At 41.8% G+C, this 25,935-nt stretch carries 29 protein-coding genes, 1 other RNA gene and 1 pseudogene; 12 read left to right on the top strand and 19 right to left on the bottom strand.

What is annotated here, in order from left to right:
* Positions 1-12 precede the first annotated feature (12 nt).
* Positions 13-1,347 carry a molybdopterin molybdotransferase MoeA gene (locus ACWIUD_RS04945; RefSeq protein ID WP_454147280.1) on the bottom strand — a complete coding sequence of 445 codons (1,335 nt, stop codon included), beginning with the start codon at positions 1,345-1,347 and terminating at the stop codon, positions 13-15.
* Between the two features lies 1 nt (position 1,348).
* Positions 1,349-2,350, bottom strand: coding sequence for a hypothetical protein (locus tag ACWIUD_RS04950; RefSeq protein WP_454147282.1), 1,002 nt, complete (start codon positions 2,348-2,350; stop codon positions 1,349-1,351).
* Positions 2,351-2,420: 70 nt separating this feature from the next.
* On the opposite strand from ACWIUD_RS04950, the gene ACWIUD_RS04955 reads away from it, so the two are divergent.
* A complete protein-coding gene (locus ACWIUD_RS04955) occupies positions 2,421-2,561 on the top strand; it encodes a hypothetical protein (RefSeq protein ID WP_454147284.1) in 141 nt (46 codons plus the stop codon).
* 67 nt (positions 2,562-2,628) lie between these two features.
* Positions 2,629-2,751, top strand: coding sequence for a hypothetical protein (locus ACWIUD_RS04960; RefSeq protein WP_454147286.1), 123 nt, complete (start codon positions 2,629-2,631; stop codon positions 2,749-2,751).
* Between the two features lie 6 nt (positions 2,752-2,757).
* Here ACWIUD_RS04960 and ACWIUD_RS04965 read toward each other — a convergent pair whose 3' ends face one another.
* From ACWIUD_RS04965 to ACWIUD_RS04975, 3 genes are all read right to left on the bottom strand, one after another.
* Positions 2,758-2,889 (bottom strand): hypothetical protein, encoded by a 132-nt coding sequence (locus tag ACWIUD_RS04965; RefSeq protein ID WP_454147288.1) that lies wholly within the window; start codon positions 2,887-2,889, stop codon positions 2,758-2,760.
* 16 nt (positions 2,890-2,905) lie between these two features.
* A complete protein-coding gene (locus tag ACWIUD_RS04970; protein ID WP_454147290.1) occupies positions 2,906-5,188 on the bottom strand; it encodes a TonB-dependent receptor domain-containing protein in 2,283 nt (760 codons plus the stop codon).
* 193 nt (positions 5,189-5,381) lie between these two features.
* Entirely contained in the window at positions 5,382-5,642 is a 261-nt protein-coding gene (locus ACWIUD_RS04975) for a hypothetical protein (RefSeq protein WP_454147292.1), read from the bottom strand.
* Between the two features lie 92 nt (positions 5,643-5,734).
* On the opposite strand from ACWIUD_RS04975, the gene ACWIUD_RS04980 reads away from it, so the two are divergent.
* Positions 5,735-5,968: a hypothetical protein gene (locus ACWIUD_RS04980; protein ID WP_454147294.1), complete on the top strand. Its 234-nt coding sequence runs from the start codon at positions 5,735-5,737 to the stop codon at positions 5,966-5,968.
* 127 nt (positions 5,969-6,095) lie between these two features.
* On the opposite strand, the gene ACWIUD_RS04985 is transcribed toward ACWIUD_RS04980, so the two are convergent.
* The 4 genes from ACWIUD_RS04985 to ssrA all read right to left on the bottom strand — a co-directional run bounded on the left by ACWIUD_RS04985 (position 6,096) and on the right by ssrA (position 8,104).
* Entirely contained in the window at positions 6,096-6,794 is a 699-nt protein-coding gene (locus ACWIUD_RS04985; RefSeq protein WP_454147296.1) for a TonB family protein, read from the bottom strand.
* Complete coding sequence (exbD, locus tag ACWIUD_RS04990; protein ID WP_454147298.1) at positions 6,760-7,140, bottom strand: TonB system transport protein ExbD; 381 nt, start codon at positions 7,138-7,140, stop codon at positions 6,760-6,762. Before exbD ends, ACWIUD_RS04985 begins: the two co-directional genes overlap by 35 nt.
* Positions 7,137-7,556 (bottom strand): TonB-system energizer ExbB, encoded by a 420-nt coding sequence (gene exbB, locus ACWIUD_RS04995; protein WP_454147300.1) that lies wholly within the window; start codon positions 7,554-7,556, stop codon positions 7,137-7,139. The genes exbD and exbB overlap by 4 nt, the downstream gene beginning before the upstream one ends.
* Positions 7,557-7,731: 175 nt before the next feature.
* Positions 7,732-8,104, bottom strand: a transfer-messenger RNA (tmRNA) gene (gene ssrA / locus ACWIUD_RS05000).
* 363 nt (positions 8,105-8,467) lie between these two features.
* Here ssrA and ACWIUD_RS05005 point away from each other — a divergent pair.
* From ACWIUD_RS05005 to ACWIUD_RS05030, 6 genes and pseudogenes are all read left to right on the top strand, one after another.
* Complete coding sequence (locus ACWIUD_RS05005; RefSeq protein WP_454147302.1) at positions 8,468-9,241, top strand: outer membrane beta-barrel protein; 774 nt, start codon at positions 8,468-8,470, stop codon at positions 9,239-9,241.
* Positions 9,242-9,247: 6 nt separating this feature from the next.
* The gene (locus ACWIUD_RS05010; RefSeq protein WP_454147304.1) at positions 9,248-9,424 is read left to right on the top strand and encodes a hypothetical protein; all 177 of its coding nucleotides are present in this window, start codon (positions 9,248-9,250) and stop codon (positions 9,422-9,424) included.
* Positions 9,421-11,379, top strand: a pseudogene (tkt, locus tag ACWIUD_RS05015) (transketolase); the annotation flags it as partial. The gene ACWIUD_RS05010 and the pseudogene tkt, both read left to right, overlap by 4 nt.
* 80 nt (positions 11,380-11,459) lie before the next feature.
* A complete protein-coding gene (locus ACWIUD_RS05020) occupies positions 11,460-13,544 on the top strand; it encodes a PD-(D/E)XK nuclease family protein (protein ID WP_454147306.1) in 2,085 nt (694 codons plus the stop codon).
* A gap of 24 nt (positions 13,545-13,568) precedes the next feature.
* On the top strand, positions 13,569-13,868 hold the full coding sequence (locus tag ACWIUD_RS05025; RefSeq protein ID WP_454147308.1) for a hypothetical protein: 300 nt from the start codon (positions 13,569-13,571) through the stop codon (positions 13,866-13,868).
* Positions 13,846-13,998, top strand: coding sequence for a hypothetical protein (locus tag ACWIUD_RS05030; RefSeq protein WP_454147310.1), 153 nt, complete (start codon positions 13,846-13,848; stop codon positions 13,996-13,998). Before ACWIUD_RS05025 ends, ACWIUD_RS05030 begins: the two co-directional genes overlap by 23 nt.
* A gap of 40 nt (positions 13,999-14,038) precedes the next feature.
* Here the strand turns inward: ACWIUD_RS05030 and ACWIUD_RS05035 are convergent, their stop codons facing one another.
* On the bottom strand, positions 14,039-14,299 hold the full coding sequence (locus tag ACWIUD_RS05035; protein ID WP_454147312.1) for a hypothetical protein: 261 nt from the start codon (positions 14,297-14,299) through the stop codon (positions 14,039-14,041).
* Positions 14,300-14,315: 16 nt separating this feature from the next.
* On the bottom strand, positions 14,316-14,516 hold the full coding sequence (locus ACWIUD_RS05040) for a hypothetical protein (RefSeq protein WP_454147314.1): 201 nt from the start codon (positions 14,514-14,516) through the stop codon (positions 14,316-14,318).
* Positions 14,517-14,597: 81 nt separating this feature from the next.
* Between ACWIUD_RS05040 and ACWIUD_RS05045 the strand changes: the two genes are divergently transcribed.
* The 3 genes from ACWIUD_RS05045 to ACWIUD_RS05055 are packed head-to-tail and all read left to right on the top strand — an operon-like array spanning position 14,598 to position 15,181.
* Positions 14,598-14,846, top strand: coding sequence for a hypothetical protein (locus tag ACWIUD_RS05045; protein WP_454147316.1), 249 nt, complete (start codon positions 14,598-14,600; stop codon positions 14,844-14,846).
* Positions 14,758-15,036, top strand: a complete 279-nt coding sequence (locus tag ACWIUD_RS05050) for a hypothetical protein (protein ID WP_454147318.1) — start codon at positions 14,758-14,760, stop codon at positions 15,034-15,036. Before ACWIUD_RS05045 ends, ACWIUD_RS05050 begins: the two co-directional genes overlap by 89 nt.
* Positions 15,008-15,181 (top strand): hypothetical protein, encoded by a 174-nt coding sequence (locus ACWIUD_RS05055; protein ID WP_454147320.1) that lies wholly within the window; start codon positions 15,008-15,010, stop codon positions 15,179-15,181. The genes ACWIUD_RS05050 and ACWIUD_RS05055 overlap by 29 nt, the downstream gene beginning before the upstream one ends.
* A 268-nt stretch (positions 15,182-15,449) precedes the next feature.
* Here ACWIUD_RS05055 and ACWIUD_RS05060 read toward each other — a convergent pair whose 3' ends face one another.
* From ACWIUD_RS05060 to ACWIUD_RS05095, 8 genes are all read right to left on the bottom strand, one after another.
* Positions 15,450-16,814: a mannose-1-phosphate guanylyltransferase/mannose-6-phosphate isomerase gene (locus tag ACWIUD_RS05060; RefSeq protein ID WP_454147322.1), complete on the bottom strand. Its 1,365-nt coding sequence runs from the start codon at positions 16,812-16,814 to the stop codon at positions 15,450-15,452.
* Positions 16,815-16,936: 122 nt separating this feature from the next.
* The gene (locus tag ACWIUD_RS05065; protein WP_454133840.1) at positions 16,937-17,755 is read right to left on the bottom strand and encodes a 4-hydroxy-3-methylbut-2-enyl diphosphate reductase; all 819 of its coding nucleotides are present in this window, start codon (positions 17,753-17,755) and stop codon (positions 16,937-16,939) included.
* Positions 17,745-19,091: a 3-phosphoshikimate 1-carboxyvinyltransferase gene (aroA, locus tag ACWIUD_RS05070; RefSeq protein ID WP_454147324.1), complete on the bottom strand. Its 1,347-nt coding sequence runs from the start codon at positions 19,089-19,091 to the stop codon at positions 17,745-17,747. The genes ACWIUD_RS05065 and aroA overlap by 11 nt, the downstream gene beginning before the upstream one ends.
* On the bottom strand, positions 19,082-21,523 hold the full coding sequence (pheT, locus tag ACWIUD_RS05075) for a phenylalanine--tRNA ligase subunit beta (protein ID WP_454147326.1): 2,442 nt from the start codon (positions 21,521-21,523) through the stop codon (positions 19,082-19,084). The genes aroA and pheT overlap by 10 nt, the downstream gene beginning before the upstream one ends.
* Positions 21,523-22,536: a phenylalanine--tRNA ligase subunit alpha gene (gene pheS / locus ACWIUD_RS05080; protein WP_454147442.1), complete on the bottom strand. Its 1,014-nt coding sequence runs from the start codon at positions 22,534-22,536 to the stop codon at positions 21,523-21,525. The genes pheT and pheS overlap by 1 nt, the downstream gene beginning before the upstream one ends.
* 301 nt (positions 22,537-22,837) lie before the next feature.
* Complete coding sequence (locus tag ACWIUD_RS05085) at positions 22,838-23,095, bottom strand: hypothetical protein (RefSeq protein ID WP_454133832.1); 258 nt, start codon at positions 23,093-23,095, stop codon at positions 22,838-22,840.
* Between the two features lie 137 nt (positions 23,096-23,232).
* A complete protein-coding gene (locus tag ACWIUD_RS05090; protein WP_454147328.1) occupies positions 23,233-23,961 on the bottom strand; it encodes a fumarate reductase iron-sulfur subunit in 729 nt (242 codons plus the stop codon).
* A complete protein-coding gene (locus ACWIUD_RS05095) occupies positions 23,958-25,931 on the bottom strand; it encodes a fumarate reductase flavoprotein subunit (protein WP_454147330.1) in 1,974 nt (657 codons plus the stop codon). The genes ACWIUD_RS05090 and ACWIUD_RS05095 overlap by 4 nt, the downstream gene beginning before the upstream one ends.
* Positions 25,932-25,935: the final 4 nt, after the last annotated feature.

Here is a 25,935-nt window from a genome sequence, read left to right on the forward strand (position 1 = left end):
AAATCGCAGAATCTACGCTAGATTCTGCATAAATTTCACTTTATAAGGCAAAATGCGAATTATCTCGCCTTTTTTGACAAAATCTTTGCTTTGAATAATCGCAAACGCGCTACTTTGAAGCAACGGAGCGACTTGTGCGCCTTGATATTTGCCACCATTGAAGGCAAAAAATTGCCAATCCTTCACGCTCCCAAGCATAATATGCGCTGTGCCTTTTGTCGCCCTAAAATCCGCGCCGTTTGGCATTTCACGCGAATCTATAAGCGAATCAAAACCCTTAAAAGGCACACCGCTAAATTTCGCCACCAAAATCGGCAGACAAAAATAGCTCTGCAAAAACGCACCTATGGGATTTCCGGGCAATGATAGGATAAAGCAATCTTTGCGATTTGTGCTAAGATTCGCCTTAAAATTCGCGCCACGATTTGCATTGAGATTCGCAAGATTTGCATTAAGATTCGCGCTAGATTCGCGCCCTTTGCGATTTATGCTAAATTTTGATAGCACCACAGGGCGTCCGGGCTTTATGTTTATGCCGTCGCTCAAAATTTTTGCGCCCATTTTCGCCAAAACTGCGTGAATATAGTCTTTTTCGCCCACGCTAACGCCCCCGCTTGTGATGATAATGTCATATTTTTGCGCTGCTTTTTTTAGCGCGGATTTAAGCGTTTTCGCGCTATCGCCCAAAATCCCGCCGTATTTGATTTTGCAATTCAAATTGCCAAAATTCGCGCGGATAAAATGCGAATTTATATCATAAATTTGATTGTTTTTGAGTGGCGAATCTAATGGCGCGATTTCATTGCCGCTGCCAAAAATGATAATTTTCACGCGCTTTTTTACGCACACCTTGCTAATGCCCTGTGTTGCGAGAATGCCGATTGCATTTGAATCCAAAATCGCGCCTTTTTTTAGCAAAATTTCGCCTTTTTTGAAATCCTCACCGCAAAATTTTATGCACTGATTTTTTTGTGGCGTAACTTGCAAAATCGCTTCACTGCCACGAATCTCAACCTTTTCTTTTTGCACTATGCAATCGCAATTTTTTGGCACTTTTGCGCCCGTCATAATGCAAAAAGTATCATTTTTTTGCAAAATATATTCACGCGAATCCCCTGCAAAAATGCTACCTTTAATACAATAGCTTTTGTAAGGTTTCGCGCCTCGCTCAAAACGCACTGCATAGCCGTCCATCGCAGAGTTATCAAAGCGCGGAATGGGGATTTTGCAAGTGATATTTTCGCTCAAAATCCGCCCTTTTGCCTTTAAAATGCTAATGCGTTTTTCGCCCTTGTGTGCGACTTTTAGCCCACTTAAAAGCTCCAAATATTTATCTAAATCCATCATTTTAAAACTCCATTAGTCGAATCATTTTGTAAGATTCAAAGATTTTTTGTGCCACCAAATCCGCATTTGTAAGCTTCTCAAAGCTCACAGCGCACAGCTCACGCGCTTGTTTTTGGCTAAACCCAAGCGATAAAAGCGTATGCGATGGCTTCACAAAGCCCAAAGCGCAGTCCTGTGAAGGCTGAATGAAAACATTATCCAAATACAAATGTTCAATCAAATAGCGCGTATTGATATGTCGGAGGCGCAAAGGTAGCGTGTGCGGGGCAAAATCGCGCGTAAATAAATCAATATCCTTGCCAAAAAGCGACTTTAATTTTTCAAAAAGCGTGTAGCTTAAATCCACGCTAAATTTCTTTGCCTTGCGCTCATTTATTGCGCCTAAAAACGCCTCGCTAACGCCGTTTTTGTGAATTATAGAAGTGTAAATCTTATCGCTAATTATTAGTCCAAAATCGCGTGGCAGCCCAAGTGGGAGCGCGTTTGCAAGTAAAATGTCTGCATTTTGTGGCACTTCTAGCCCCAAAGCAAGGGCGTAGCTAATGTCAAGCGCAAGGGTTGCGTTACAAGTCTGCGGGATTTGATTAAGGCTAAAAATGTCCTCATTTATGAGTGGAGCGATAAAAAGCGTAGAATCTTTTTGCGTAGAATCTAAATTTTGCGCTAAATCTTTTATCTCTTGCAACGCCACAAATGGGCGCACAATCTCTAACGCGTGGCGAATCTCATAATGCAAACTAGGCAAAAAATAGATTTTTTTAAACTGCAAAAATAGCTCCACAAACCCGCTTGAAGTGAAGTTAAAAGGCAAGGCAGATTGTTTGCCAAAGAGCTTTGAGATGGCGTTTCGTGCGGATTTTATGCGCGAAGTAGCCTCTTTGTCGGCAATCGAGCTAAATGCGTAATTTGGCGTCATAAGCTTGGCAAGTGCCGAATTTAGTGGCGGATTTTGCAAAAAATCAAGGCGTATCGTAGAATCTAGCGCATTTGTCAAATCACTCATCATCGCTCCCTTTTTAAAATTGCGAAATTATAATGAAAAATGATTTAAGTTTGCACGGGATTTTGTGAAAATGGATTGCTTTGATTTGGCGTTGCCGAATCTCGCAATGACAGGTTTTTTGGGATTTTTACCCACCCCCTTAATCCCCCTCCGCAAGGGAGGGGGAGAAAAAATGCAAATCACACCGCAAGGGTGGAGGAGAAATAGATAAGCCCCTCCCCTTGCGGGAGGGGTTTGGGTGGGGTAGATTCTTATAATAGCAAAATCTAGGGCAAAATTTGCGTTATTTTGTCATATGGTTGCTTCGCTTCACTCGCAAATCCTACGGATTGAGCGTAGCGAAATATCTCAAAACAAAAGAGATTCTTCGCTCACTTTGTTCGCTCAGAATGACAAAATAATTTGCGTTAGCAAATTACAATCGAAGTAATGGCGGTGGAGGTTTTGTAGTTTTTGGCAAATTTTGGGCGTGAGACTAGACTAGCGGTCTGCGAACGCCCGAAATTTGCCAAATCTACGAAAAATGCACCCAAGAACAAATTGCCCCCGCCACACTTAAAACTCATATTGCAATGATAAGAAGTATCTTCTCCCCTCTCGTATATAATTATAATTATTCGCATAAGTTGTCGTGTTACCATTACCGCCATTATACGCCACATAATCGATAAAATTCTGCCCTAGCAAGTTGTAGATGGCAAAGTTTATGCGAAGATTTTTCATCGGCACGCCGTAAAATCCAAGGTGCATTAAATAAATCGGCTTATAAAACTCGCCAAGTGCGGCGGCTGCGGTGTTTGGTGTGTTTGGATTGCCACGATAAATTCCCGCTTTGATTTCGCCTTTCATATACGCGCCAAAATATTCGCTATCGTAGTTTAGGGACGCGTTGAAGTTATGCAAAGGCACATTTGTAAGTCTCTCGCCCTTATTTTTGCCCTTTGTGACTTTGGAGTGCGTGAAAGTATAGGCTGAATCAAAGCTCACATCGCCATATCCTACAAAAATGGGTTTTATGCCAAGTGCGACTTCTGCGCCGTAGGTTATCGCTCTGTCGGCATTTATGTAGTGCGAGCAACCACCATTGCCACCTTTCCCGTTACTGCCACCGCCACTGCTCCCACCTGTTGCCGAGCACGAAAATCCAGCGGGTGCGCCAGAAATAGTTGTGATTTTATCGCTAAAATCCGTGTAAAATCCCGTAATTGCGGCGTTAAAATAGTCATTATCGCTTATGATTGAGAGTTCGTAATTTACGCTAGATTCAGGCTTTAAATTAGGATTGCCGTAAGTGTGAGTAGTGCCCTGTCCGCTTAAATTTGCCACGCCGTTTATGAGATTTGAGAGTGCTGGAGTTTTGTATCCTGTGGAGATTCCGCCCTTAATCGTTAGCCATTTATCTAGTGCATTATAGGCGATATATGCGCGGGGTGAAGCATTTGCGCCAAAGCTTGAGTTGAAGTTACCGCGCACACCAGCGGTGATAAACACACTATCAACTAGCATCACTTCGCCTTCGCTGAAAATCGCGCCGATATGTTGCTCTTGGAGGGCACTTTTACCCGCTACGGCAAAGAGATTATCTTTGAAGTTATTATACCAATATCGCGCACCTGCGGTTAGATTCAAACTTACGATGGGGTTGAAATAAAATAGCATTTGGGTTTTGGAGTCTAAAATGATATCATTGCCAATGAGTGCGCGGGAGTCGCCCTTGCTAACGCCGTTTTTTGAAGTTGTGCCGTTGCTAAATGTATTGCTTGGCACGAATCTATCGGGATTTGCGGTGAGATTATATTGCAAAGAAGTCTCAACGCTTAATTTTTGCAAAGTCGCATTTGAGTCATCGATATAGTTGCCCTTGTGATTTACAATACTATTAAAGCGATAGATATTCATATCCGCGCCATAGCCGTTTGCCGCTCTATCGCCTTTATAGTCGCCAAGTAGTCCTTTTTTATTATCATACGATAACTGCGCATAATCCACATCAAAATACACGCTATTTAGTGGTGCTCCGCCCTGCGTGGTGCTTGTATCGCTCCAAAGGATTCGCGTCCCTAGATTGTATCCAAGCATTGGGGCTAATCCTACGATTTGATTGCGGGAGGCGTCTTTGAGTGTGCCATTTGTGCCGTTTGGGATAACTTTTAGACTTCTTGCGGAGAGGCGATTTTGAAAGTTACCACGAAAGATTAATCCCCAATTTTTCGCTTCATTTAGCGGACCTGCGGTGTAGAGATTGAATCCCATTGTATCGCCAAATGCCTTGCTTTCTTGCGCTGTGTAGTTTGCCCCGACACTCACGCCCCATCGCTCAAAGTTTTTCTTTGTGATGATATTTACCACGCCTCCCATCGCATCGCTACCATAGAGCGTAGAAGCGGGACCGCGTATGACTTCGATTCGCTCAATCGCACTTAATGGTGGCATAAAGCTAGTCACACTATCGCCAAAACCATTTGGAAAAAGGCTTGAATCGCCATTTGTCCGCTTGCCATCGCTTAAAATCAGCGTGTATGCGCTACCCATACCACGAATGCTAATGCCATATCCGCCCGTTTTGCTTACACTGCTATCGATAGAGACGCCCGGCACATTTGAAATCGCCTCCGCGATATCGCGCACGGGGCGGGACTTTATATCCTGCGCCTTTACCACGCTCACACTCGCGGGAGCATCTTTTAGATTCTGCTCATAGCCACTTGCGCTTATTACGCTCTCGCCGACATAAACTTCATCTTCGCTTGTTACTAACTCATCGCTTAATGCAACGCTAATTGCGCCCCCCCCCAAGAGCAAGGACGCTAAAAGCACTGAATGTTTTGTTTTTCTCATATTTTTCTCCATTTTTTGAATTTTAAAGGGGCGAAATATAGCGATTTAATTTTTAAATCTAACTTAAAAAATAAGAATTGTTTTTAAAAATACAAAAAACTTGTAAAAAATGTGTAGAAATGAAAATGTGAGAGTTTTTTACCCACCCCCTTAATCCCCCGCGCGCATTTGGGAGGGGGAGAAAAAATGCGAATCACATCGCAAGGGAGGGGGAGAAATAAATTAGAAAAAATACTTCGCACGGGAGAGAAAAGAAAAAACCCCTCCCCTTGCGGGAGAGAGTGAAATCATAAAGCCCCTCCCCTTGCGGGAGGAGTTTGGGGTGGGGTAGATTCTTATAATCGCAAAATCTAGCGCAAAATCCTATTTTGTCATTGCGAGAAGTCGCACTTTGGGCGACTTCGTGGCAATCTATTTCGTAGATTTTAATATGTGGATTGCCACGATTTGCCAAAGGCAAGTCTCGCAATGACGAAATTTTTTTTGGGATTTTTTTTACCCGCCCCCCCCCTTAATCCCCCGCGCGCATTTGGGAGGGGGAGAAAAATGCGAATTACACCGCAAGGGAGTGGGAGAATTTTTGAGATTCTTCGCTCACTTCGTTCGCTCAGAATGACAATTTTTTTTGGATTGCCACGACTTGCCAAAGGCAAGTCTCGCAATGACGAAATGGAGACGATTCGCTTTGTTTTCGTGGATTGCTTCGATTCGGCGTTGCCGAATCTCGCAATGACGGATTTATTTATATTTGATTCGCCTTGCGAATCACAATCGAAGTAATGGCGGTGGAGGTTTTGTAATTTTTGCTAATTTTTGGGAGCGAAGCTAGACTTGCGGTCTGTGAGCCTCCCAAAAATTAGCAAATCTACGAAAGATGCACCCCAGAACGAATTGAGCGCATAAAAACTCACTTCACCAAATCATACGCCAAAACCACACTCACCCTCTTATTCCTCTCCGGCTTTGGCAACTGCCCCGCACTGCGCTTTATCACCGAAATGGCATCATTATTCAAAATCCTATGTCGCCCAGAGATAATGCGAATCTCGCGCACATCGCCACTTGTCAGCAAAATAAACTCCACGCGAATCTTATCTTGCAATCCTTGCATTCGCGCCATTTTGGGGTAGTTGCCCCGATTTTTATTGATGATATCTAAAATGCTTGCGTGCAAGGCATCGCCACTGCCTAAAATTTCTATTATTTCGCCTTGATTCACACTCGCACCAGCACTCGAATCCACCGCCGAATCTTCGCTAGATTCTGCGATTTCTTGTATTTTTTGCTCTTGCGGTGGCGTTTGCGAAGGCGCAAAAGGCATTTCTTTTTGCAAAACTTTATGTTTTTTGTGCTTGTGCTTGTGTTTTTTATGCTTTTTATAATTTTTTTGGGGCGATTTTTTTGCTTGTTGTGAATCCAAATTCTGCCCTGCGATGTTTGCGATGGCGATATTTAGCGATTTTGATTGCATTGAATTTTCGCGTGTGAGCCTTTTAAAGTCCAGCAAAGACGCAAATAGCGCACTATGTAGGATAAAAGAAGCGATAAAGCCAATCTGTAAGGGCGAGAATTTATTTATTTTTAGTTTTGATGACAAAGTTTTCATTTTCACTCTCTTTGATGATGTCTAAAATGTCGATAAACGCCTGAAATGTGGCGTTTTTATCGCTTGTGAGTTCGATTAAGTCGCCTTTTTTTAATGCCTTAATTTTCGCGCGAATCTCATCTAGCGTGGCGTTTTTGCCATCGATATATGCTTGATTTGCGCCATCAATGGTGATTATAAGCGTTTGATTGTCTTTGGGTGCTTGTGCGGAGCTTGATTCAGCGGGGTTGATTTTGATGTGCCCTTGCGAGATGAAAGTCGCCGTGCTTAAAACGATAGCAAGAAGCACTAGCATTATGTCAATAAAAGGCACGATGTTTAGCCCATCTTTGCGGGGTAATCTCATTTTGCGCCCCTAAATTTATTTAGCAAAATATCCACTTTTCGCAAAAATGCGTTATAAATAATTAGCGTGGGTATCGCCACTACAAGCCCTAGTGCCGTTGCTTTTAGCGCAAGCGAGAGCCCTAGCATAATGTCTTTTACGCTCATCGTCCCGCTTACGCCCATATCATAAAAGGTTATCATAATACCCACCACCGTGCCTAAAAGCCCGATGTATGGGGCGTTTGAGTAGATGATATAAAGCGTAGTTAGATTTTTGGTAATCGCCTCTTCAAAAGATTCTGCGCTGTGGTAGGTGCTAAAATCGATTCGCGCGTAAAAAATCACCCGCTCCACGCTAAACCACACCACCAAAAAGCTCATAAATCCCAAAATCGCAAACACAAGCAAATCGCTATATTCTTTAAGAAACTCCATAAAACCGCCTTTTTTGAAAAATTTTTGCGAATTTTAGTGAGTGAATCATAAAATTTAACTTAAAAAATAAGAATTGTTTTTATTTGAATAAAAAACTTATAAAAATCAAACACAAAAATCACACAAAAATCAAATGTAGAAAAATAAAATAATATTGGATTAAAATCGCAGAATCTGGTGGAGCTGTGGGGAATTGAACCCCAGTCCTAAAACATTTAGCAAGAGACCTCGACATACTTAAAAGCGAATCTAAATCTTTTTATACGCGCCGAATCGCAAACGCACATAAGCAATTTAGGGCGTTTTCTTTGCCTTTATCGCCCCAAATATCGATAAAAGCGCATCTAGCGAAAAGTTAGAGATTTAAGCGAATGCTAGAAACCCGCCAAATCCCGCTCCAAAAGGTTAGTTAAGACTACGCAGCTTTAGCGTAGGCTGGAGCAAGTTTGCTATTGTTAGCGTTTAAATTTAGGTGATAATTTTACAGATTTATCAAACTGGTATGCAGTCAAATGCCGAATTATCCTAGTCGAACGCCAATCAGCCCCTTAATACTCGCTCTTTTTGGTTAAAATCGTGGAGATTTGTTGTTCGCTTCGTCAATGGACTTAATGTCCTATTTCCTCGCTCACAACTGCACAGCCACGATTTTTCCTCAAAAATAGCATCGCATTTTTGATTTAGAAAATTTGATTTAAAAGAACGATTTTTTTGAAAAATGCAAAATCGCCAAAAGGCAATTTTTGTTTAAAAAAAACGGCGAATTATATAAATTCGTGCGAATTTTGTCAAATCAAAAGCGATTCGCAGAATCTCGCGCGAAAAATTTAAGGAAACTTTAAGGATTTTTTAAGAAAACTTTAAGGGGGGGGGGCAGTTACAATTCTCTCTTTTTTACAAAAGGAGGATAAATGAAAATCATAAATTTAATCGCACTTGCAATCGCATTTGCCGTAACTCTAATCGCACAAGAAATCTCACAAGACGCGCAAATCGAGCAGTTAGAAAAAGAATTACGCATTTTAGAGTTGCAAAATAAAATAAAACAGGCAAAAAGTGGCGAATCTTCGCACCCACAGCAAAATCTCGAAATCAACTCAAAAGAACCTAGCGGATTTATGCTAGGCGCGGGACTTGCGCTGGGATACACGATTGATGAGAGCGAGCACACGAGCAAATATGTCAGTTATACGATTGATAATTCACGCGTGGAGTATGGTGGCGAGCTACTTTTGGGATATAAGTGGTTTTTTGGAGAGAGTGGAATCTTTGGAATGCGCCTTTATGCGGACTATCAGTTTCTTTTCTCCACAGCTGGGATAAATCCCATAGATGCGCATATTTTTAGTGGCAATTTGGATTTAATGTTTAATTTTAATAAATCTCAAAAATTTAAAGTCGGTATGATTGTAGGCGTAAATGTGGGCGGTGGCGTGATGAATTATCAATACGATAGAATATGTAGTAGTAATTTTGATGAAGTTATGGATAAAACCGCGAGTAAATATGAATGGAAATATTGCGATTCAAGCCCACCGATAGGCACACTTGGCGGTAATATCGGTTTGCGATTTGTGGTAAAAAATCATCACGCAATCGAGGCGATTATTCAGCCACGAATTGGATTTGGCGAAAGTGCGCCATTTAGTATCATAGGATTTGCAAGATACATTTATACATTTTAGATTCGAGTGATTTATTCGTCATTGCGAGACTTGCCTAAGGCAAGTCGTGGCAATCTATTTCGGCGACTTGCAAATCAAAAGCGATTCGCAGAATCTAAACAATTTTTTAAGATAGATTCTGCGAATTTAACATTTTTTGCTAAAATTTCGCTTTTCAACTTACAAAAGGACACCACAATATGAATTTAGAGCTAAAAATGTCAAACACACTGCGATTTTTAAGTGCGGATATGGTGCAAAGGGCAAATAGCGGACACCCCGGCGTTGCTATGGGGCTATCTGACTTTCTTGCTGTGCTCTCAAAGCACCTAATCCACAATCCAAAAGAGCCAAAATGGATAAACCGCGATAGGCTTATTTTTAGCGGTGGGCACGCAAGTGCGCTTCTTTATAGCTTTTTGCATTTGAGTGGTTATGATGTGAGTTTGGAGGATTTGAAAAATTTTAGGCAGTTGGATTCCAAAACGGCGGGACACCCTGAATATGGGCTAATTGATGGCATTGAGATGACGACAGGTCCGCTTGGGCAGGGCGTTGCAAATGCTGTGGGATTCGCGTTAGCATCTAAATACGCGCAAAAATTGCTTGGCAAAAAACTGATAAATCACAAAGTTTATTGCTTTTGTGGCGATGGCGATTTGAGCGAGGGTATAAGCTATGAGGCGTGTTCTTTGGCGGGACTTCATCGGCTAAATAACTTAATTTTGATTTATGATAGCAACGGCATTACGATTGAAGGGAGCGCGAAAATCGCCTTTGATGAGAATGTCAAAGCGCGGTTTTTGGCGCAAAAATTTAGCATCATTGAGATTGATGGGCATAATTTTAGGCAAATAGATTTGGCACTCAAACGCGCAAAAAAGGCGACAAAACCCACGCTTATAATCGCCAAAACCAAAATCGCAAAGGGCGCGTTAGAGTTAGAGGGTAGCCACAAATCACACGGTGCACCTTTGGGAGCGGAGATTTTAAAGAGAGCCAAAAAAATGGCGGGGGGCGAGTTTGTGGGCGAATTTGTCATTCCAAAAGACGCCAAAATCGCCTTTGAGAGCGCGGTTGAAGTGGGCGATATGCACTATCAAATGTGGCTTCAAAATTTAAAGCGCAGTGGCAAAAAATCGCTGTTTGATTCGCTACTAAATCCAAATTTTGATTCGCTAAAACTCCCGCATTTTAGCAAGGCAGACTATCCAAAAGGTGTCGCTACGCGCGTAACAAACGGCATTATTTTAAATGCGATTAGTGAGCATTGCAAAAGTTTTATCGGTGGTAGCGCGGATTTAGCCCCCTCAAACAATACCGCGCTAAAAAATAGTGGCGATTTCCCGCGTGGTGCGAATTTGCACTTTGGCATTAGAGAACACGCAATGGGCGCGATTTGCAATGCGATTGCGGCTTATGGGCTTTTTGTGCCGTTTTGTGCGACATTTTTTGTATTTAGCGATTATATGAGCCCAAGTGTGCGAATCGCCGCGCTTAGCAAATTGCGCGTGTTTTATATTTGGACACACGATTCAATTGGCGTGGGCGAAGATGGCGCAACGCACCAGCCTATCGAGCAATTAAGCCATTTTCGCGCAATGCCAAATCTGCTAGTATTTCGCCCAGCCGATGGCAATGAAAACGCGCAATGTTGGCAAATTGCTTTGGCGCAAAATCTCCCTTGCGCCTTTGTGCTATCGCGCCAAAATCTGCCTATTTTGGATTCGCACAATATCGATTGTTCGCGTGGTGCGTATATTTTGAGAGATTTTGGTGGCGAATCTAGTGGCAAATCTAACGCTGATTCACGCAAAAAAATAGTCATTCTTTCAAGCGGTAGCGAAGTGCATTTGGCATTGGATTCGGCGAATCTATTAGAATCGCAAGGCATTGCCGTGCGCGTAGTTTCTGTGCCTTGCTTTGATTTGCTAGTGCGCCAAGATTCTGCGTTTATCGATGATATTTTGGGGCGAAATTTCGCAAACGCAAAATCTCCCAAAATTTTCGCGCTTGAAGCTTCGCGCGGGTTAGAATGGTATAGATTCGCGGATTTTGTGATAGGAATGGATAGTTTTGGCGCAAGTGGCAAGGGCGAAGCGGTGTTTGAACGATTTGGATTTAGCGCAAAGGGCGTAGCGCAAACAATCACAAAACGTATCGGCGCAGAATCTATCGCAACAAACGCAGAATCCACCGCAAAAATCGCAGAATCTCCCGCAAAATCTCGCTAAACTCTATGAAACTCTCCGTATTTTCCTCACAAAGGGCACTTTTAGAGTTTGCGAAAAATTCAGATTCTGCGTTTTTGCCACCTTGCAAAAGCATTGGCGAGTTTTTTGAATACGCGCTAAGTGGCGGAAATATCACGCAAACTTCGCAGAATCTCCGCATTTTATTTTTGTGGAGGGCGATTAAAAATATCGAAATTAGCGATTTGGGATTTGAGAAAAGTTTCATTAGTTTTTTGGAGCATTCAAATTTTATTTTTCAGTTTTTTGATGAGTTAGATTCTGCGAATGTGAAAATTAGTGACATTGATACGCACGATACTTATGGCGATTACAGCGACCATTTGAGCGTTTTGGAGCGCATTTATGAGAAATATCAAAGCGAGTTAGCGGCGCAGAATCTAAGCAATAAAAATCACAAAATCAATCAAAAATTCCTGCAAACTTATGATGAAATCGATATTTTTTTAGGCGGGATTTTAAGTGCAAAAGAACTGCAACTTTTACGCCAAATCGCAGAATCTACCCATCTCACGCTATTTTTCACCACCACAAAATACAATCTAAATCTTTTGCAAAATATCCTATCGCAGAATCTCTCCCAAAATACGCATTATTCACTCTGCCTAAATGATGGCAAACTCCGCGAAAAAGGCGCGTTGCAAAGACACACAAAGCAAATCAATCTCTATAAATTTGACTTGCGGATAAGTCAAGTTTTGCTTGTGATTGCGAAGATAAATGAGTGGTTGAGTGACGGAGCGCAGAGCATTGCGGTGATTTTGCCTGATGAGAATTTTGCGAAATATTTGCAGTTGTTTGAGAAAAATCTAAATTATGCGATGGGATTTAGGGACATAAAGTTGATTAAAAAAGTGCAGAATCTACGCCAAAAATCGTGTGATGAGATTTTAGAAGCGGTGAAAAATGACTTTGATGCGGAAATTTTTGCGATGCGTGAGATTTTGGCGACTTTAAGCAGTGATGAAATCATCGAATTTCTGCTAAAAAATATCAAAAATTTAGATGATAATAACGGCGGGAAAGTGCGTGTAATGGGGATTTTGGAGAGTAGGTTGATTAAATTTGAGCGGGTTATCATTGTAGATTTTAATAGCGAGTTTATCCCCGCGCTAAATGATAATGATATGTTTCTAAATACCGCGTTGCGAAAGCGGCTAAACCTCCCTACTCTGCGTGATAAAGAGAACTTGCAAAGGCACTATTATTTTATGCTGATAAATAATGCGGAATTTGTCGAAATCGCGTGTTGCAAAAATGCGCCTGTGGCGAGTTTGCTAAATGATTTGGGCGAATTGTGCGAGGTGGCGGAGTTTGACGGCGATAAAATGTGGCATTTTTATGAGGTGGGCGAGGCAAAAAAATATTTTGATGATAAAATCATCGCAAAAGTCCCGCAAATGCGCCTCTCTGCGAGTTCGATAAAAATATTTTTAGACTGCAAACGGAAATTTTACTTTTCATATTTATGCGAAAAACTGCGTAGTAGCGAGGAAAAAGAGGAATTTTTAGGCACAAAAATCCATAATTTACTCTGCGAAATGGGGCAGGATTTTAATTTGCATAAAATTAGGGCATTCGCAGAATCTTACGCGCAGAGCGAGAGATTAGACTTAGAAATTATGCTAAAAAAATTAAGCGCGTTTTTTAGAGAGCAAAGTAGCGCGTTAAAAAATGGAGCGAAAATTTTGGCGGTGGAGAAAAGCGTGGAATTTGCATTTGGCGGATTTGATTTCACCTGTAAAATCGATAGGATTGACAAGGTGGGGGAGAAAATCCGCATAATCGACTACAAACTCCAAACCGACATTTTGGGGAAAAATGGATTTTTGCAACTTTTGATTTACAAACTCGCTATTGAGCGCGAATACGGCTCTTGTGAAATCGAATGCCTTTATTTTGACTTGCTAAATAATAAAGAAATTATTATGGATGAAAGCGCGGAATTAAGCGCAAAAGAGATGCTACATTCTGCGCTTGGCGCGCTAGGTGGCGAGGTGGATTTCGCCCGCTGCGAGGATATAAAACCCTGCAAATACTGCGATTATGTGTATTTATGTGAGCGATATTAGAATTTTGCGAATTTGTGAAATGTGATGGGATTTTGGCAATTTGTGAAATGCGATGGATTTTGGGGATTTTTTTCACTAGATTCTGCGATTTTGGGATTTTTTTGTGTTAGATTCTGCGATTTCGTGTTTTTTGTGTTAGATTCTGCGACTCGCGCGAAAATCGCAGAATCTGCTCTTACGCCGTCATTGCGAGATTCTGCGTTTTTATGCGAGATTCTGCGAAATTATTACGCCGTCATTGCGAGATTCTGCGTTAGCAGAATCGTGGCAATCTATTGTTTTGTCATTCTGAGCGAACAAAGTGAGCGAAGAATCTCTATTTAGATTCTGCGATTTTATGTTAGATTCTGCGTTTTTATGCGAGATTCTGCTAAATGATTACGCCGTCATTGCGAGATTCTGCGTTAGCAGAATCGTGGCAATCCATATTTTTTTGTCATTCTCGCGCAAGTGAAACGAGCGAAGAAACTCTTTTCAGATTCTGCGATTTTTATTTAATTTGCAGAATCTGCGAGATTTTCGCCGTTTTGTTTATTAGATTCTGCGAAACGCAGAATCTTGGATTGCTTCGTTGCACTCGCTTCGCTTCGTGCGCCTCGCAATGACGAAATGGTAGCGGATTCTGCGACTTTTTCCCCCTCCCTTGCGGAGGGCAAATCAAACAACTTCCCCCTCCCTTGCGGAGGGGGATTAAGGGGGTGGGTAAAATAATCCGTCATTGCGAGATTCTGCGTTAGCAGAATCGTGGCAATCAATCATTATTTCGTCATTTTAAGATTCTGCAAATTTCTCAAAATTTAGCGTATTTTCTTTCGTCATTGCAAGATTCTGCGTTAGCAGAATCGTAGCAATCCAATCTGTTTTAGATTCTGCGAATCGCAGAATCTTGGATTGCTTCGTTGCACTTGCTTCGCTTCGTGCGCCTCGCAATGACGAAGTGGTGGTGGATTGCCACGAATGGACTTCGTCCATTCTCGCAATGACGGATTTTTTTGCACTAGATTCTGCGATTTTCGTGTTTTTTTTTAATTAGATTCTGCAAATCGCAGAATCTTGGATTGCTTCGGCACTTCGTGCCTCGCAATGACGAAATGGGAGTGGATTCTGCGACTACGCATTAGATTCTGTAAAATTCGCAAAATCTCGCAATGGCGGAGAGTAATGCGGATTCTGCGATTTGCACTCATTTCGCAGAATCTACACGCAGAATCTAATGCGAAAATTACCCACCCCCTTAATCCCCCTCCGCAAGGGAGGGGGAAAAATCGCAGAATCCTCCGCAAGGGAGGGGGAACAAAATAGAGATTCTGCGAATTTTGGCGAATCTAAAAATATCTGTCATATTGAGCGAAGCGAAATATCTCAAAAGTCTCAAAGCAAAAGAGATTCTTCGCTCACTTTGTTCGCTCAGAATGACAATTTTTTTTGTGGATTGCCACGAATGGACTTCGTCCATTCTCGCAATGACGGATTATTTTACCCACCCCCTTAATCCCCCTCCGCAAGGGAGGGGGAACAAAATAGAGATTCTGCGAATTTTGGCGAATCTAAAAATATCTGTCATATTGAGCGAAGCGAAATATCTCAAAGCAAAAGAGATTCTTCGCTTGTTTCACTCGCGCGAGAATGACAAATAATCGCAAAATCTAAAAATGGATTGCCACGAATGGACTTCGTCCATTCTCGCAATGACGGATTTTTTTTAGATTGCTTCGGCGATATTCGCCTCGCAATGACGGGATTTTTGCAATTTGATTCGCACGAAGTGCGTAATCACAATCGAAGTATTTGCGGTGTTGCTTTGCACGAAGTTTGCCGCCTTGCTAGGAAATAGAACTAGTGGTTCATTGACGACGCAAGGACGGCAAACTTCGTGTGAATTGAATACCCAAAGACAAATTGCCCCTATTTTCGATTAAAATCATCATCAATGCGAACTATATCATCCTCCCCCAAATACTCGCCCACCTGCGCCTCGATGATTACCAAATCGATTTTCCCTTCATTACTCAATCGATGGACGCTTCCCATCGGGATATAGGTGCTTTCATTGCGATTTAGGACGAATTCCTCCCCATTCACGCTAACCACCGCGCTTCCGCTTACCACTATCCAATGCTCGTTGCGATGGAAGTGCTTTTGCAAACTCAGGCGTTTTTTGGGGCGGACGACAATTTTTTTGATTTTATAAAACGCACTTTCCAAAAGCACTTGATAACTGCCCCACGGGCGGAAAACCAAATTATGAAACTTCACCAAATCGCTATTTTTTTGCTTTAAAATTTGGGTGATTTTTTTGACATTTTGACTCTCCCCCCTTTTGGCAATCATAAGGCAGTCCGCGCTATCCACCACAATCAAATCATTCGCGCCGACAAGCGCGGTGAGTTTCTCACTCAAAATAAAATTATTCGCAGAATCTAGTGCCAAAACTTCGCCTTTACTCGCATTCCCCGCGCTATCTTTGGGGTATTCATCGCTTAACGCATCAAAACTTCCCACATCGCTCCACGAAAAGTCCGCTTTGATTAGCGCGAGATTTTGCGACTTTTCCATTATCGCATAATCAATGCTAATATCCTCCAAACTCTCGCAGTCCTCGCATTTCAAATGCGTAAAATCACTTGCTTTGAGTGCATTTTTTAGCGCGGTTTGGGCGAGTTTTAGCAACTTTGGATGATATTTTTTGAATTCATCAATCAAAACCCCCGCCTTAAAGCAAAACATCCCGCTATTCCAAAAATATCCGCCATCTTTTAGGTATTTTTGCGCGGTGGCAAAATCGGGTTTTTCAAAAAAGGCGACTTTGCCATTTTTATCGCTAATGTATCCATAACCTGTGTTTGCGTTTGTGGGAGTTATGCCAAAAAGGGCGATTTTACCCTGCTTTGCAAGAGATTCTGCGTTTTGTATCGCGCATTTGTATTTTGGCAAATCTTTGATAATATGGTCGCTAGGCAGTGCCAAAATCACCTCATCACTTTTGCTTTGCAGTGCGACAAAAAGCAGTGCCGAAGCGGTATTTTTAGAAACGCACTCCAAAATAAAATGCAGATTCTGCGATATTCCCTCAACTTCGTTTTTCGCTAAAAAATAATGCGCTTCATTTGTGATAATCACAAAGTCCTCTGCAAAAGGCAGATTTCGCAAAATCGTCTCTTTAAAAAGCGAGTTTTCTCCAAAAAATGGCACAAATTGCTTTGGCATCAACTCGCGCGAAATTGGGAATAATCTACTCCCGCTCCCACCGCATAAAATCGCTATTTTCATCTTACAAATCCCCTTATTTCGATAATTTCGCGCACTTCAAATTTTCGCACATTTCACTAAAACCGCACTTCGCCAAAATCTCGCATTTCGCCAAACCCATCGCATTCAAAAAAATCAGCATTTCAAATTTTTTGAATCTCCGCTTCGACATTATTGATTATCCAATCAGGCGTAGAAGCACCCGCCGTAATACCGCAAAGCACCTTCCCCGCGAACCACTCGCACCGCAAGTCGCTCTCATCCTCCACGCAATAACTATCCTTGCAAAATTGCAAGGCGATATTTAAAAGTTGCTTTGTGTTGCTACTATTTTTCCCGCCCACAACGATTAAAATATCCACTTCTTGCGCGAGTTCTCTAACTGCGTGTTGATTATCAAAAGTCGCATTGCAGATTGTGTTAAACACGCGCACTTCCACGCAGTGCGCTATCAAAAAGTTCGCCACTTCTAAAAAATCATTGATATTTTTGGTGGTTTGCGAGATTAGGGCGACTTTGCCTTGTGGGATTTGCAGGGCGTCTTTGTGGATTATGATTTGAAAATGCTCCCCGCAATAACTCGCCACGCCCTTCACTTCGGGGTGATTTTCATCGCCAAAGATTATGATTTCATACCCATCCTCGCTTAATTCTTTGGCGATTTGCTGTGGTTTTTTCACAAAGGGGCAGGTGGCATCGATGATTTTTGCGCTAGATTGTGCTAACTTTTTGTAGTCATTTTTTGGAATGCCGTGCGTGCGGATAATGACGCTTTTTTCCGCGCTAACCTTTTCTAAATCCATTTCGACTTTTACGCCAAAATCATTTTTTAATCGCTCGATTTCCTTTTGATTGTGGATTAGCGGACCTAATGAGATGGCATTTTTATTCTGCTCGGCAAGGCGGATTGCCCTTTTTACGCCAAAGCAAAATCCATATTTCTCCGCTCTTTTAGTTTTCATAATTTTCAATCTCCGCAAATCGCCCCAAAATCTCCAAAAAGTTTGGAAAACTCACATCAACACACGCAGAATCTAGCACTTCAACTTCGCACACCGCCCCAAATAGCGCGAAACTCATCGCAATGCGATGGTCGCCAAAACTATCGATTGAAACTTTTTTATTTGGCATTTTAAATCCACCACAAACGCTAAATCCATCTTCAAATTCCTCGCACTCCACGCCAAATTTAATTAGATTCTGCAAAGTTGCTTTAATTCTGTCGCTTTCTTTTGTGCGTAACTCTTTTGCGTTTCTAACCACGCTTTTGCCACTAGCAAAGGCAAAGATAACCGCTAATGCCGGGATTTCATCAATCAACCAAGCGATATTTTCGCTTAACTCCACCGCTTTTAGCGCAGAATCTTTATAAATGCAAATCTCCCCCACTTCCTCAAACGCAGAATCTTCGCATTTTATCTCAACTTTTGCCCCCATTTTTTGCAACACGCAAAATGCCTCAATGCGAGTTTTGTTTAAAAGCATATTTTTTAGCACAATATGGGAGTTTGTGATAAGTGCCAAAATAGCGAAATAAAACGCACTTGATGGGTCGGATGGAATGCTTAAATTTAGCGGTTTTAGCGGGGAAGTTAGCGGGGTGATTACGATTTTATTTTCGCAAATTTCTAAATTCGCTCCCATTCCAAGTAGCATTTTTTCGCTGTGATTGCGACTTAATGAGACTTCGCTAAATGCGCTTTTTTCGCTAGATTCTGCGTTTAGGGCTGCTAAAATCATCGCGGTTTTTACCTGCGCAGATGAGATTTTGCTATGAAATGAAAAATGCGATAATTTTCGCCCCAAAATCGTAATTGGCGCAACCTGCCCTGCCCTAGCATAAATCTCCGCACCGATACTTCGCAAAGGCGCAATCACTCGTCCCATCGGGCGCACTCGCAAATATTTATCGCCTGTAAGCACGAAATATTTGCCACTCTGCCCTGCCAAAAGTCCCAAATACAGGCGAATGGCAGTCCCAGCATTTCCGCAGTCTAAAATATCATCTGCCTCCAAAATGCCATCTTTGTGGCGAAGCAGTTTTAACTCCGCACCTTGCGGGATTTGGGTGATATTTTGCACTGCTTTGCCATCCGCAAAAACGCGCATTCCTAACTGCATTGCGATTTTTAGCGTATTTAGCGTATCCTCGCCAAATAAAAAATTGCGGATTTTGCTCTCCCCTTCGCTTAAAAACGCAAAAATTACCGCGCGATGCGAGATTGATTTATCACTTGCAATATTTGTAATCTCCGCCCCAAATCCCGCGCTTTTGGGCGAAATGCTCGTTATTCGCATCGTATCTCCGCATTAAAAGTTTGGCGCAGAATCTCCAATATTTTCTTATCGCCCAAATCCTGCGCTTTTAGCGTGGTATCCATCGCTTGGAATGTCGCCTTAAAACTAATGCTAATTTTATCTCCAAACTCATCGCTTTTGTATAAATCAAGGGCGGTAATTTTCGCTAGGTGCGGGATTTTCGCCTCTAAAATCGCTCTTTTTATCTCGCTAAAATTTGTGTTTTTATCTACCAAAATGCTAAATTCCCTATCCATCCCCTGAAAGTGTGAAAACTCCATAAATGCGGTATTTTTCTCTGCACTAAAAAGACTCTCCAAATCAATTTGCGCCATAAAAATATTTTCCATCTCCAAATCACTTGCGATAAATGGATTTAGCGCGCCGATTATGCCCACTATTGCGCCATTTTTGATGATTTTTGCGCAAATGCCTTTGTGGAATAAATCGCCGCTAGATTCTGCGAATGTGGCATATTTTGCACTTTTCTTGCGTTTGACAGAATCTTTATTTGCAGAATCTTTATTTGAATTTACCGCAGAATCTTTCGCAGAATCCACCGCAAATTCTGCGTTTTCTAACTCCACTCCACCCAAAATATCGCTAATCGCACTTGCAAACGCATAAAAATCCCACTTTTCCCCCTTTGGCGTGGGATATTTGCACTCGCTTTTTAATCCTCCCGCTACAAAGGCGAGATTCTGCGATTCCTCCCGCTTTGCGTTATAAATGCTTCCCATTTCAAAAAGTGCAAGTTTTTCATACCCAAAATTTTGATTGCGTTTTAGCGAATCAAGCATTGAAGGGATAAGCGAAGTGCGAAGGGTGTTTAACTCATTTGTGATAGGATTTAGCAAGTCTAAATTCTCCGCAATCAAGGGCAGATTATACTTTTCCAAAGTCGCCCTTTGGCAAAATACATAATGCAACGCCTCAAAAAATCCCCGTGAAATCGCCTTTTTAGCGATATTTCGCCTAAATTTATAAAATCTATAATCATCATTTATATTCGCGCTATTTGGCAGAATCTGCGCCTTTGCCTCCACTAAATCAATGCCTTTTAGTCGCAAAATCTCTTCTGCGATATCTTGCACAAACCTTATATCGTGGCGGTAGCGCGGGGGGATTGCGCTGATTTTATCATCACTAGCGGAGTTTATCATAAATCCCATTCGATTTAGAATGCTTGTAATTTCCTCATTTTTTATCATATTGCCGATAATTGCGCTAATATCCTCAAAGTGAAAGTCGATTCTGCGCTGTGGGTAGTTTTGGAGCAAATTTTGCGTGGATGAGTAAATAATGCTTTGCGACATACTCTCTAACAAATACGAAATACACAAAATGCCATCTTCAAGCAGCGGCGAACTGCCTCTTTTAGATAAATACGAAGTTTTGCAGTCGCTTTTTATGGCGTTTTTAAAGATGGATTCTGCGATTATGTGCGGTGGGATGAAACTCGCCTCAAAAACCACAAGTTGCGAATGCTTATTTGCCAAAATCTCATCGCCCAAACCGATTGTTGAGAGTTTTTTATCCTCGAAAAATACGCCCTCCATTCCATTCTCATCTCTTTTGATTTGCAAAATGATTTTATCCTCAGAGTTTGCAAACTTATCAAAGGCATACGCGCGGATGATAACTCCCGTCATATAGCAACTAAATCGTAGCATATTATGCAGACAATCATCGCTTAACATATCATTTATCGCGAGATTTAGGCGTAACTCCGCATTGCAATATAAATCTTTGATTTGAGCGACTTTGTAGCAAAGTGAAGTGTGGAGATTTTTCTCAAAGGAAATATTTAAGATTCTGCCAATGCCGGGGGCGATTTCATTATTTTTCTCTCTATTTTTTATCGTTTGTAAATTTAAATTTAGTGCGGCAAGTAAATCCATCGCCACGCCAAATACACTTAGGCAATCCCCACGATTTGGCGTGATTGCAATCTCAAAAATGCTATCATCAAAAAGCGTGTATTCGCAAAGTTCCTTGCCAAGCACAACTTCGCCAATGCTATCATCCAAAACAAAAATGCCTTCCTCAATCTTTGGCAATCCAAGTTCGGTAGATGAGCAAATCATCCCATTAGATTCTGCGCCACGCAAATTTCCCTTTTTTATCTCCAAATCGCCGAGTTTCGCGCCGACTTTTGCCACAGGGACGATTTGATTTTTGGCGACATTTTTCGCGCCACACACGATTTGCAAAACTTCGCTTCCAATATCAACTTTGCAAATGCTTAATTTATCGGCGTTTTCGTGCTTTGACTTTTCCACCACCTTGCCGATTACGACATTTTTAGGCACGCTAATTTTGCTAAAACTCTCTACTTCCAATCCAATATCATTTAGCGTTTTGTAAAGGACTTCATCGCTAACTTTTGAAATATCAATGATTTTTGATAATAAATTTCTGCTAAATTTCATTAAAACTGCTCCAATAATCGTAAATCGCTCTCATAAAAACTACGCAAATCATTTATGCCATATAAAAGCATCGCAAATCGCTCTATGCCAAGTCCAAAGGCATATCCGCTGACATTTTTTAATTTCAGTGCGCCAAAAACGCTGTGATTTACCACGCCACATCCAAGCACTTCTAAAAATCCGCTCCCCTTGCAAACGCGACATTTTTCATCCTTCCCTTTGCAAAAAATACATCCAATATCCACCTCCGCGCTTGGTTCGGTAAATGGGAAAAAACTCGCCCTAAATCGCACCTTTATCTCATCGCCAAAAATATAGCGCAAAAAATCCTCCAAAATAAATTTTAAATTCGCAAAACTTATCTTATTCCCGCTATCTACCACAAGTCCCTCCACTTGATGAAACATAGGCGAGTGCGTGATATCATAATCACGCCTAAAAACTGCGCCCGGCGAGATAATTTTTAGCGGAAATTTGCCTTTTGATTTTATCAGGCGTTGCATTGAGCGAATTTGCACGGGCGAAGTGTGCGTGCGAAGCAAATGCGAATCCTTAAAATAAAAAGTATCCTGCATATCTCGCGCAGGGTGGAATTTGGGGAGATTTAACGCCTCAAAGTTATGAAAATCATCCTCAATTAGCGGACCGCTTGAAATGCTAAAATTCGCCCCGACAAAATAATCGATGATTTTATCAAAAGTGCAGTTTATGGGGTGGGCGAGATTTTGCACCGCATTTGGCGTAAAAAGCGAAGTATCGATTTTCTCACTCTCCACTTTTTGCGCTAATATTTTTTGCGAAATGTCGCGCTTTGCCTTTGCTAGTGCGCCTTCAAACTCGCTCTTTGCGTCGTTTAACTTTTTTGCCACTTCCTTTTTTACCGCAGAATCTAGCGATTTTAACTTGCTAAATTCCTCTGTTAATTTGCCTTTTTTACCCAAAATGCTAATGCGAATTTTTTCTAACTCATCTAAATTCTTTGCATTTTCAATATCGCTAAATGCGCTATCCATCCACTCCACGCAAAATCCTTATCTTTAAAAATAAAAATTTGTGATTATATTAAAAAAATCGTTAATATTTTATTAAATAAGAAAAAACGCAGAATCTGTGGGAATTTGGCATTAAGATTCTGCAAAATTTGCGAATTTTTGCGAGATTCTGCGATTTTTCGTCATTGCGAGTGAGCGTAGCGAACGCGGCAATCCAAATTTTTTTGTCATTCTAAGTGAGCGAAGAATCTCTTTTTTTTGAGATTTTTCGCTACACTCAAAATGACAATTTAAATTAGATTCTGCGATTTCGCAGAATCTTTTACATAAGTTTTGTAGCGACTAATAGTCCAGCAATCGCAATCTGCGTCATAACGAGCCATTTTAGCAATTCATATTTAATCTCTAAAATATCATTTTTTGTAGCTAATTTATCCACATCCTTATTGCTTTGCTCCAATATAGAATCTGCGATTTCTAGCGCATCTTTCTTTATTTTTGCTTTGTCTTTTCCTTGAAAATGCTTATCGATAAAATTATCAATCAAAATTTGTGTGCTTTTATTTAACACCATCGCCATTATTAGTCCTTAAAATTATATTTCGCAGAATCTAATGCGTTTTTTGCAAGATTCTGCGAATTTTTGTCATTGCGAGATTCTGCGTTTTTCTTATAATTCGCAGAATCTATTTAAGATTTTGGCGCGAGATTCTGCGCTTACTTAAACGCCTGTGCTACCATTTTTCTGCGCAAATATGCGATTTTGCTTTGCAAAGGCAGTTCTTTTGGGCAGTAGTCTTGGCACGCCATTAGCGACATACAGCCAAATACGCCGTTATCGTTGCCGACTAATTCGTAGTAATCAGCCTCTGTGCGCTTATCGTGCGGGTCTATCATAAATCTAGCCACGCGATTTAGCCCAGCAGGTGCGATAAAATCATCACGCATTACTTTTGTAGCGCACCCAGCCACGCAACAACCGCACTCAATGCACCTATCTAGCTCAAATACCGCGTCAGCCACTTCGGGTTCGATTGGCTCTTCTAATTCTGCGATACTTTTTTCGCTCTTTGCGTGAATCCAGCCCTCCACGCGCTTTGTCATTCCCTCAAACCAAACGCCCGTATTTACGGACAAATCTTTGATTAGCTTAAATGCAGGTAGCGGTGCTAGTGTGATTACGCCACTTGGATAGTCCTTTGTTAGCGTCCTACACGCTAATTTTGGCACTCCATTTATCATCATCGCACAGCTTCCGCAAATCCCTGCACGGCACACAAAATCAAAGCTTAAATCTGCATCTTGTGTCTCTCTAATCGCATTTAGCGCGATGAAAATAGTCATCGAATCAAGCTCTTTTAGCTTGTATTCTTTAAAATGCGGTTTGCTTATCGCGCTTAATGGGTCGTATTTCAATGCCCTAATTGTTATAATTCTCTCACTCATTTTGCATCTCCTAATCGTTGATTTCTCGCTTTATATTGCGGTTGCAAGTCAAATTTCATCAAAGCCTCTTGAATCGCATATCTATCCTTGCCCTCTTTTTGCATAGTGGCGGTGATATTATCGACTTGTGCTTGACGCGCTGCGGTGTCAGGGTGCTCGATAATATTGCCCTTGGCGCCATATCCACGATAAGCAGGGGGAATCTCCATAGTTTTGACATCCAAATCCTCATAGCTTATTGTCGGCATATCATCTTCGGGCTTCTCCCACGAAGCAAGGGTGCGTTTTAGCCAATCTTTGTCATCGCGTTTTGGATAGTCCTCGCGTGTGTGCGCCCCGCGTGATTCGGTGCGATTAAATGCGCCTTGCGCCACACAAAGGGCGATTTTTAGCATTTTTTGCGTGCGATATGCTTCCTCTAACTCGGGATTATTATGCAGATTTTTGTTGCTTATGCGGATATTTTTGCTTTTCTTATAAAGCTCGGCAAGTCCTTTGAGTGCGCTTTGCAAATGCTCTCCATCTCTAAAAATGCCTACATTATTATCCATAATCTCTGTCATTTGCTTTTTAATCTCAAAGATATTTTCCTTGCCATTGGCGTTTATTAGGCTTTCGATATAATCTTGTTGCGCTTTTAGTGCCTTTTCGATGGTGCTTGTTTTTAGCGTTATCTTTTTCTTTTCGCAATATTCGCGGAAATAATCGCCCACAATCATTCCAGCTACCACCGCTTCGCTTACAGAGTTTCCGCCTAATCGGTTAAATCCGTGCAAATCCCAGCACGCAACTTCACCTGCGGCAAAGAGTCCTTTTAAATGCGACTCGCCCTTATAATTTGTGCGAATCCCGCCCATTGAATAATGCTGCATTGGGCGCACAGGTGCCCATTGTTTGGTTACATCAATGCCATTAAAAATCTTGCAAATGTCATAAACATCACGCAAATTTTTGTGAATATGCTCCGCTCCCAAAATCGAAATATCAAGCCAAATATGGTCGCCATAAGGGGATTTTGCGCCCTTGCCTTTGCGGATATGCTCCATCATTCGGCGTGAAACCACATCTCGGCTTGCAAGTTCTTTTTTCTCAGGCTCATAATCTGGCATAAAGCGATAGCCATCGACATCACGCAAGATTCCGCCATCGCCCCTGCAACCTTCCGTCAAAAGAATCCCGCTAGGCACGATTGGCGTGGGGTGAAATTGCACTGCCTCCATATTGCCTAACTTTGCGATTCCTGTCTCTAATGCGATTCCTGCGCCCACGCCATTGCAAATAACGGCGTTTGTAGTGTTTTTGTAGATTCGCCCATAGCCACCTGTGGCAATTAGTGTCCCTTTGGCAATATATGCGATGAGTTCGCCTGTAACCAAATCTCTCACAACTGCGCCATAGCACACGCCATCTTCGTGGATTAGCGCGATTGCTTCTTTTCTATCTTGAATATCCACGCCTAACTTTATAGATTCATTTGCCACTGCATAAAGCATCGAATGTCCCGTAGCGTCCGAAGTGTAGCAAGTGCGCCATTTTTTTGTCCCACCAAAATCGCGTGAGTGGATATAGCCGTGCCTAAAATCCTCTTCTTCGATTGTGGTTTTTTGTGCGTTGATAATCGCATCTCTTTTGCCTTTTTTGATTCGACTCCACGCTACGCCCCATTGTGCAAGTTCTCTAATCGCTTTTGGCGCAGTGGTTACAAACATTCTAGCCACTTGCTGGTCGCAACCCCAATCGCTCCCTTTTACAGTATCCATAAAGTGCAAGTCCTCATTGTCGCCATCGCTCATTTTTGAGTTGCCAAGACTTGCTTGCATTCCGCCCTGTGCGGCTGCTGAGTGGCTTCGCTTTACAGGGATTAGGCTTAAAACAATGGTGCTTAATCCCATTTTTTTGCACTCAATCGCTGCGCGAAGCCCAGCCAAACCGCCACCTATGATTAAACTATCGCAGTATTGTATATTCATATAT

This window comes from Helicobacter sp. 23-1044 (assembly GCF_053654695.1).

Coding starts and splice junctions, on each gene's coding strand:
- ACWIUD_RS04970 (WP_454147290.1), bottom strand. CDS start 5,188: ATGAGAAAAACAAAACATTCAGTGCTTTTAGCGTCCTTGCTCTTGGGG.
- ACWIUD_RS05040 (WP_454147314.1), bottom strand. CDS start 14,516: ATGGACGAAGTCCATTCGTGGCAATCCACCACCACTTCGTCATTGCGA.
- pheT (WP_454147326.1), bottom strand. CDS start 21,523: ATGAAATTTAGCAGAAATTTATTATCAAAAATCATTGATATTTCAAAA.
- exbB (WP_454147300.1), bottom strand. CDS start 7,556: ATGGAGTTTCTTAAAGAATATAGCGATTTGCTTGTGTTTGCGATTTTG.
- ACWIUD_RS05090 (WP_454147328.1), bottom strand. CDS start 23,961: ATGAGTGAGAGAATTATAACAATTAGGGCATTGAAATACGACCCATTA.
- ACWIUD_RS05085 (WP_454133832.1), bottom strand. CDS start 23,095: ATGGCGATGGTGTTAAATAAAAGCACACAAATTTTGATTGATAATTTT.
- ACWIUD_RS05055 (WP_454147320.1), top strand. CDS start 15,008: ATGACGGATTATTTTACCCACCCCCTTAATCCCCCTCCGCAAGGGAGG.
- ACWIUD_RS04955 (WP_454147284.1), top strand. CDS start 2,421: ATGGATTGCTTTGATTTGGCGTTGCCGAATCTCGCAATGACAGGTTTT.
- ACWIUD_RS05005 (WP_454147302.1), top strand. CDS start 8,468: ATGAAAATCATAAATTTAATCGCACTTGCAATCGCATTTGCCGTAACT.
- ACWIUD_RS04950 (WP_454147282.1), bottom strand. CDS start 2,350: ATGAGTGATTTGACAAATGCGCTAGATTCTACGATACGCCTTGATTTT.
- ACWIUD_RS05050 (WP_454147318.1), top strand. CDS start 14,758: ATGCGAAAATTACCCACCCCCTTAATCCCCCTCCGCAAGGGAGGGGGA.
- ACWIUD_RS04980 (WP_454147294.1), top strand. CDS start 5,735: ATGCGAATTACACCGCAAGGGAGTGGGAGAATTTTTGAGATTCTTCGC.
- aroA (WP_454147324.1), bottom strand. CDS start 19,091: ATGCGAATAACGAGCATTTCGCCCAAAAGCGCGGGATTTGGGGCGGAG.
- ACWIUD_RS05095 (WP_454147330.1), bottom strand. CDS start 25,931: ATGAATATACAATACTGCGATAGTTTAATCATAGGTGGCGGTTTGGCT.
- pheS (WP_454147442.1), bottom strand. CDS start 22,536: ATGGATAGCGCATTTAGCGATATTGAAAATGCAAAGAATTTAGATGAG.
- ACWIUD_RS05060 (WP_454147322.1), bottom strand. CDS start 16,814: ATGAAAATAGCGATTTTATGCGGTGGGAGCGGGAGTAGATTATTCCCA.
- ACWIUD_RS04985 (WP_454147296.1), bottom strand. CDS start 6,794: ATGAAAACTTTGTCATCAAAACTAAAAATAAATAAATTCTCGCCCTTA.
- ACWIUD_RS05065 (WP_454133840.1), bottom strand. CDS start 17,755: ATGAAAACTAAAAGAGCGGAGAAATATGGATTTTGCTTTGGCGTAAAA.
- ACWIUD_RS04945 (WP_454147280.1), bottom strand. CDS start 1,347: ATGATGGATTTAGATAAATATTTGGAGCTTTTAAGTGGGCTAAAAGTC.
- ACWIUD_RS05025 (WP_454147308.1), top strand. CDS start 13,569: ATGGGATTTTGGCAATTTGTGAAATGCGATGGATTTTGGGGATTTTTT.
- exbD (WP_454147298.1), bottom strand. CDS start 7,140: ATGAGATTACCCCGCAAAGATGGGCTAAACATCGTGCCTTTTATTGAC.
- ACWIUD_RS05020 (WP_454147306.1), top strand. CDS start 11,460: ATGAAACTCTCCGTATTTTCCTCACAAAGGGCACTTTTAGAGTTTGCG.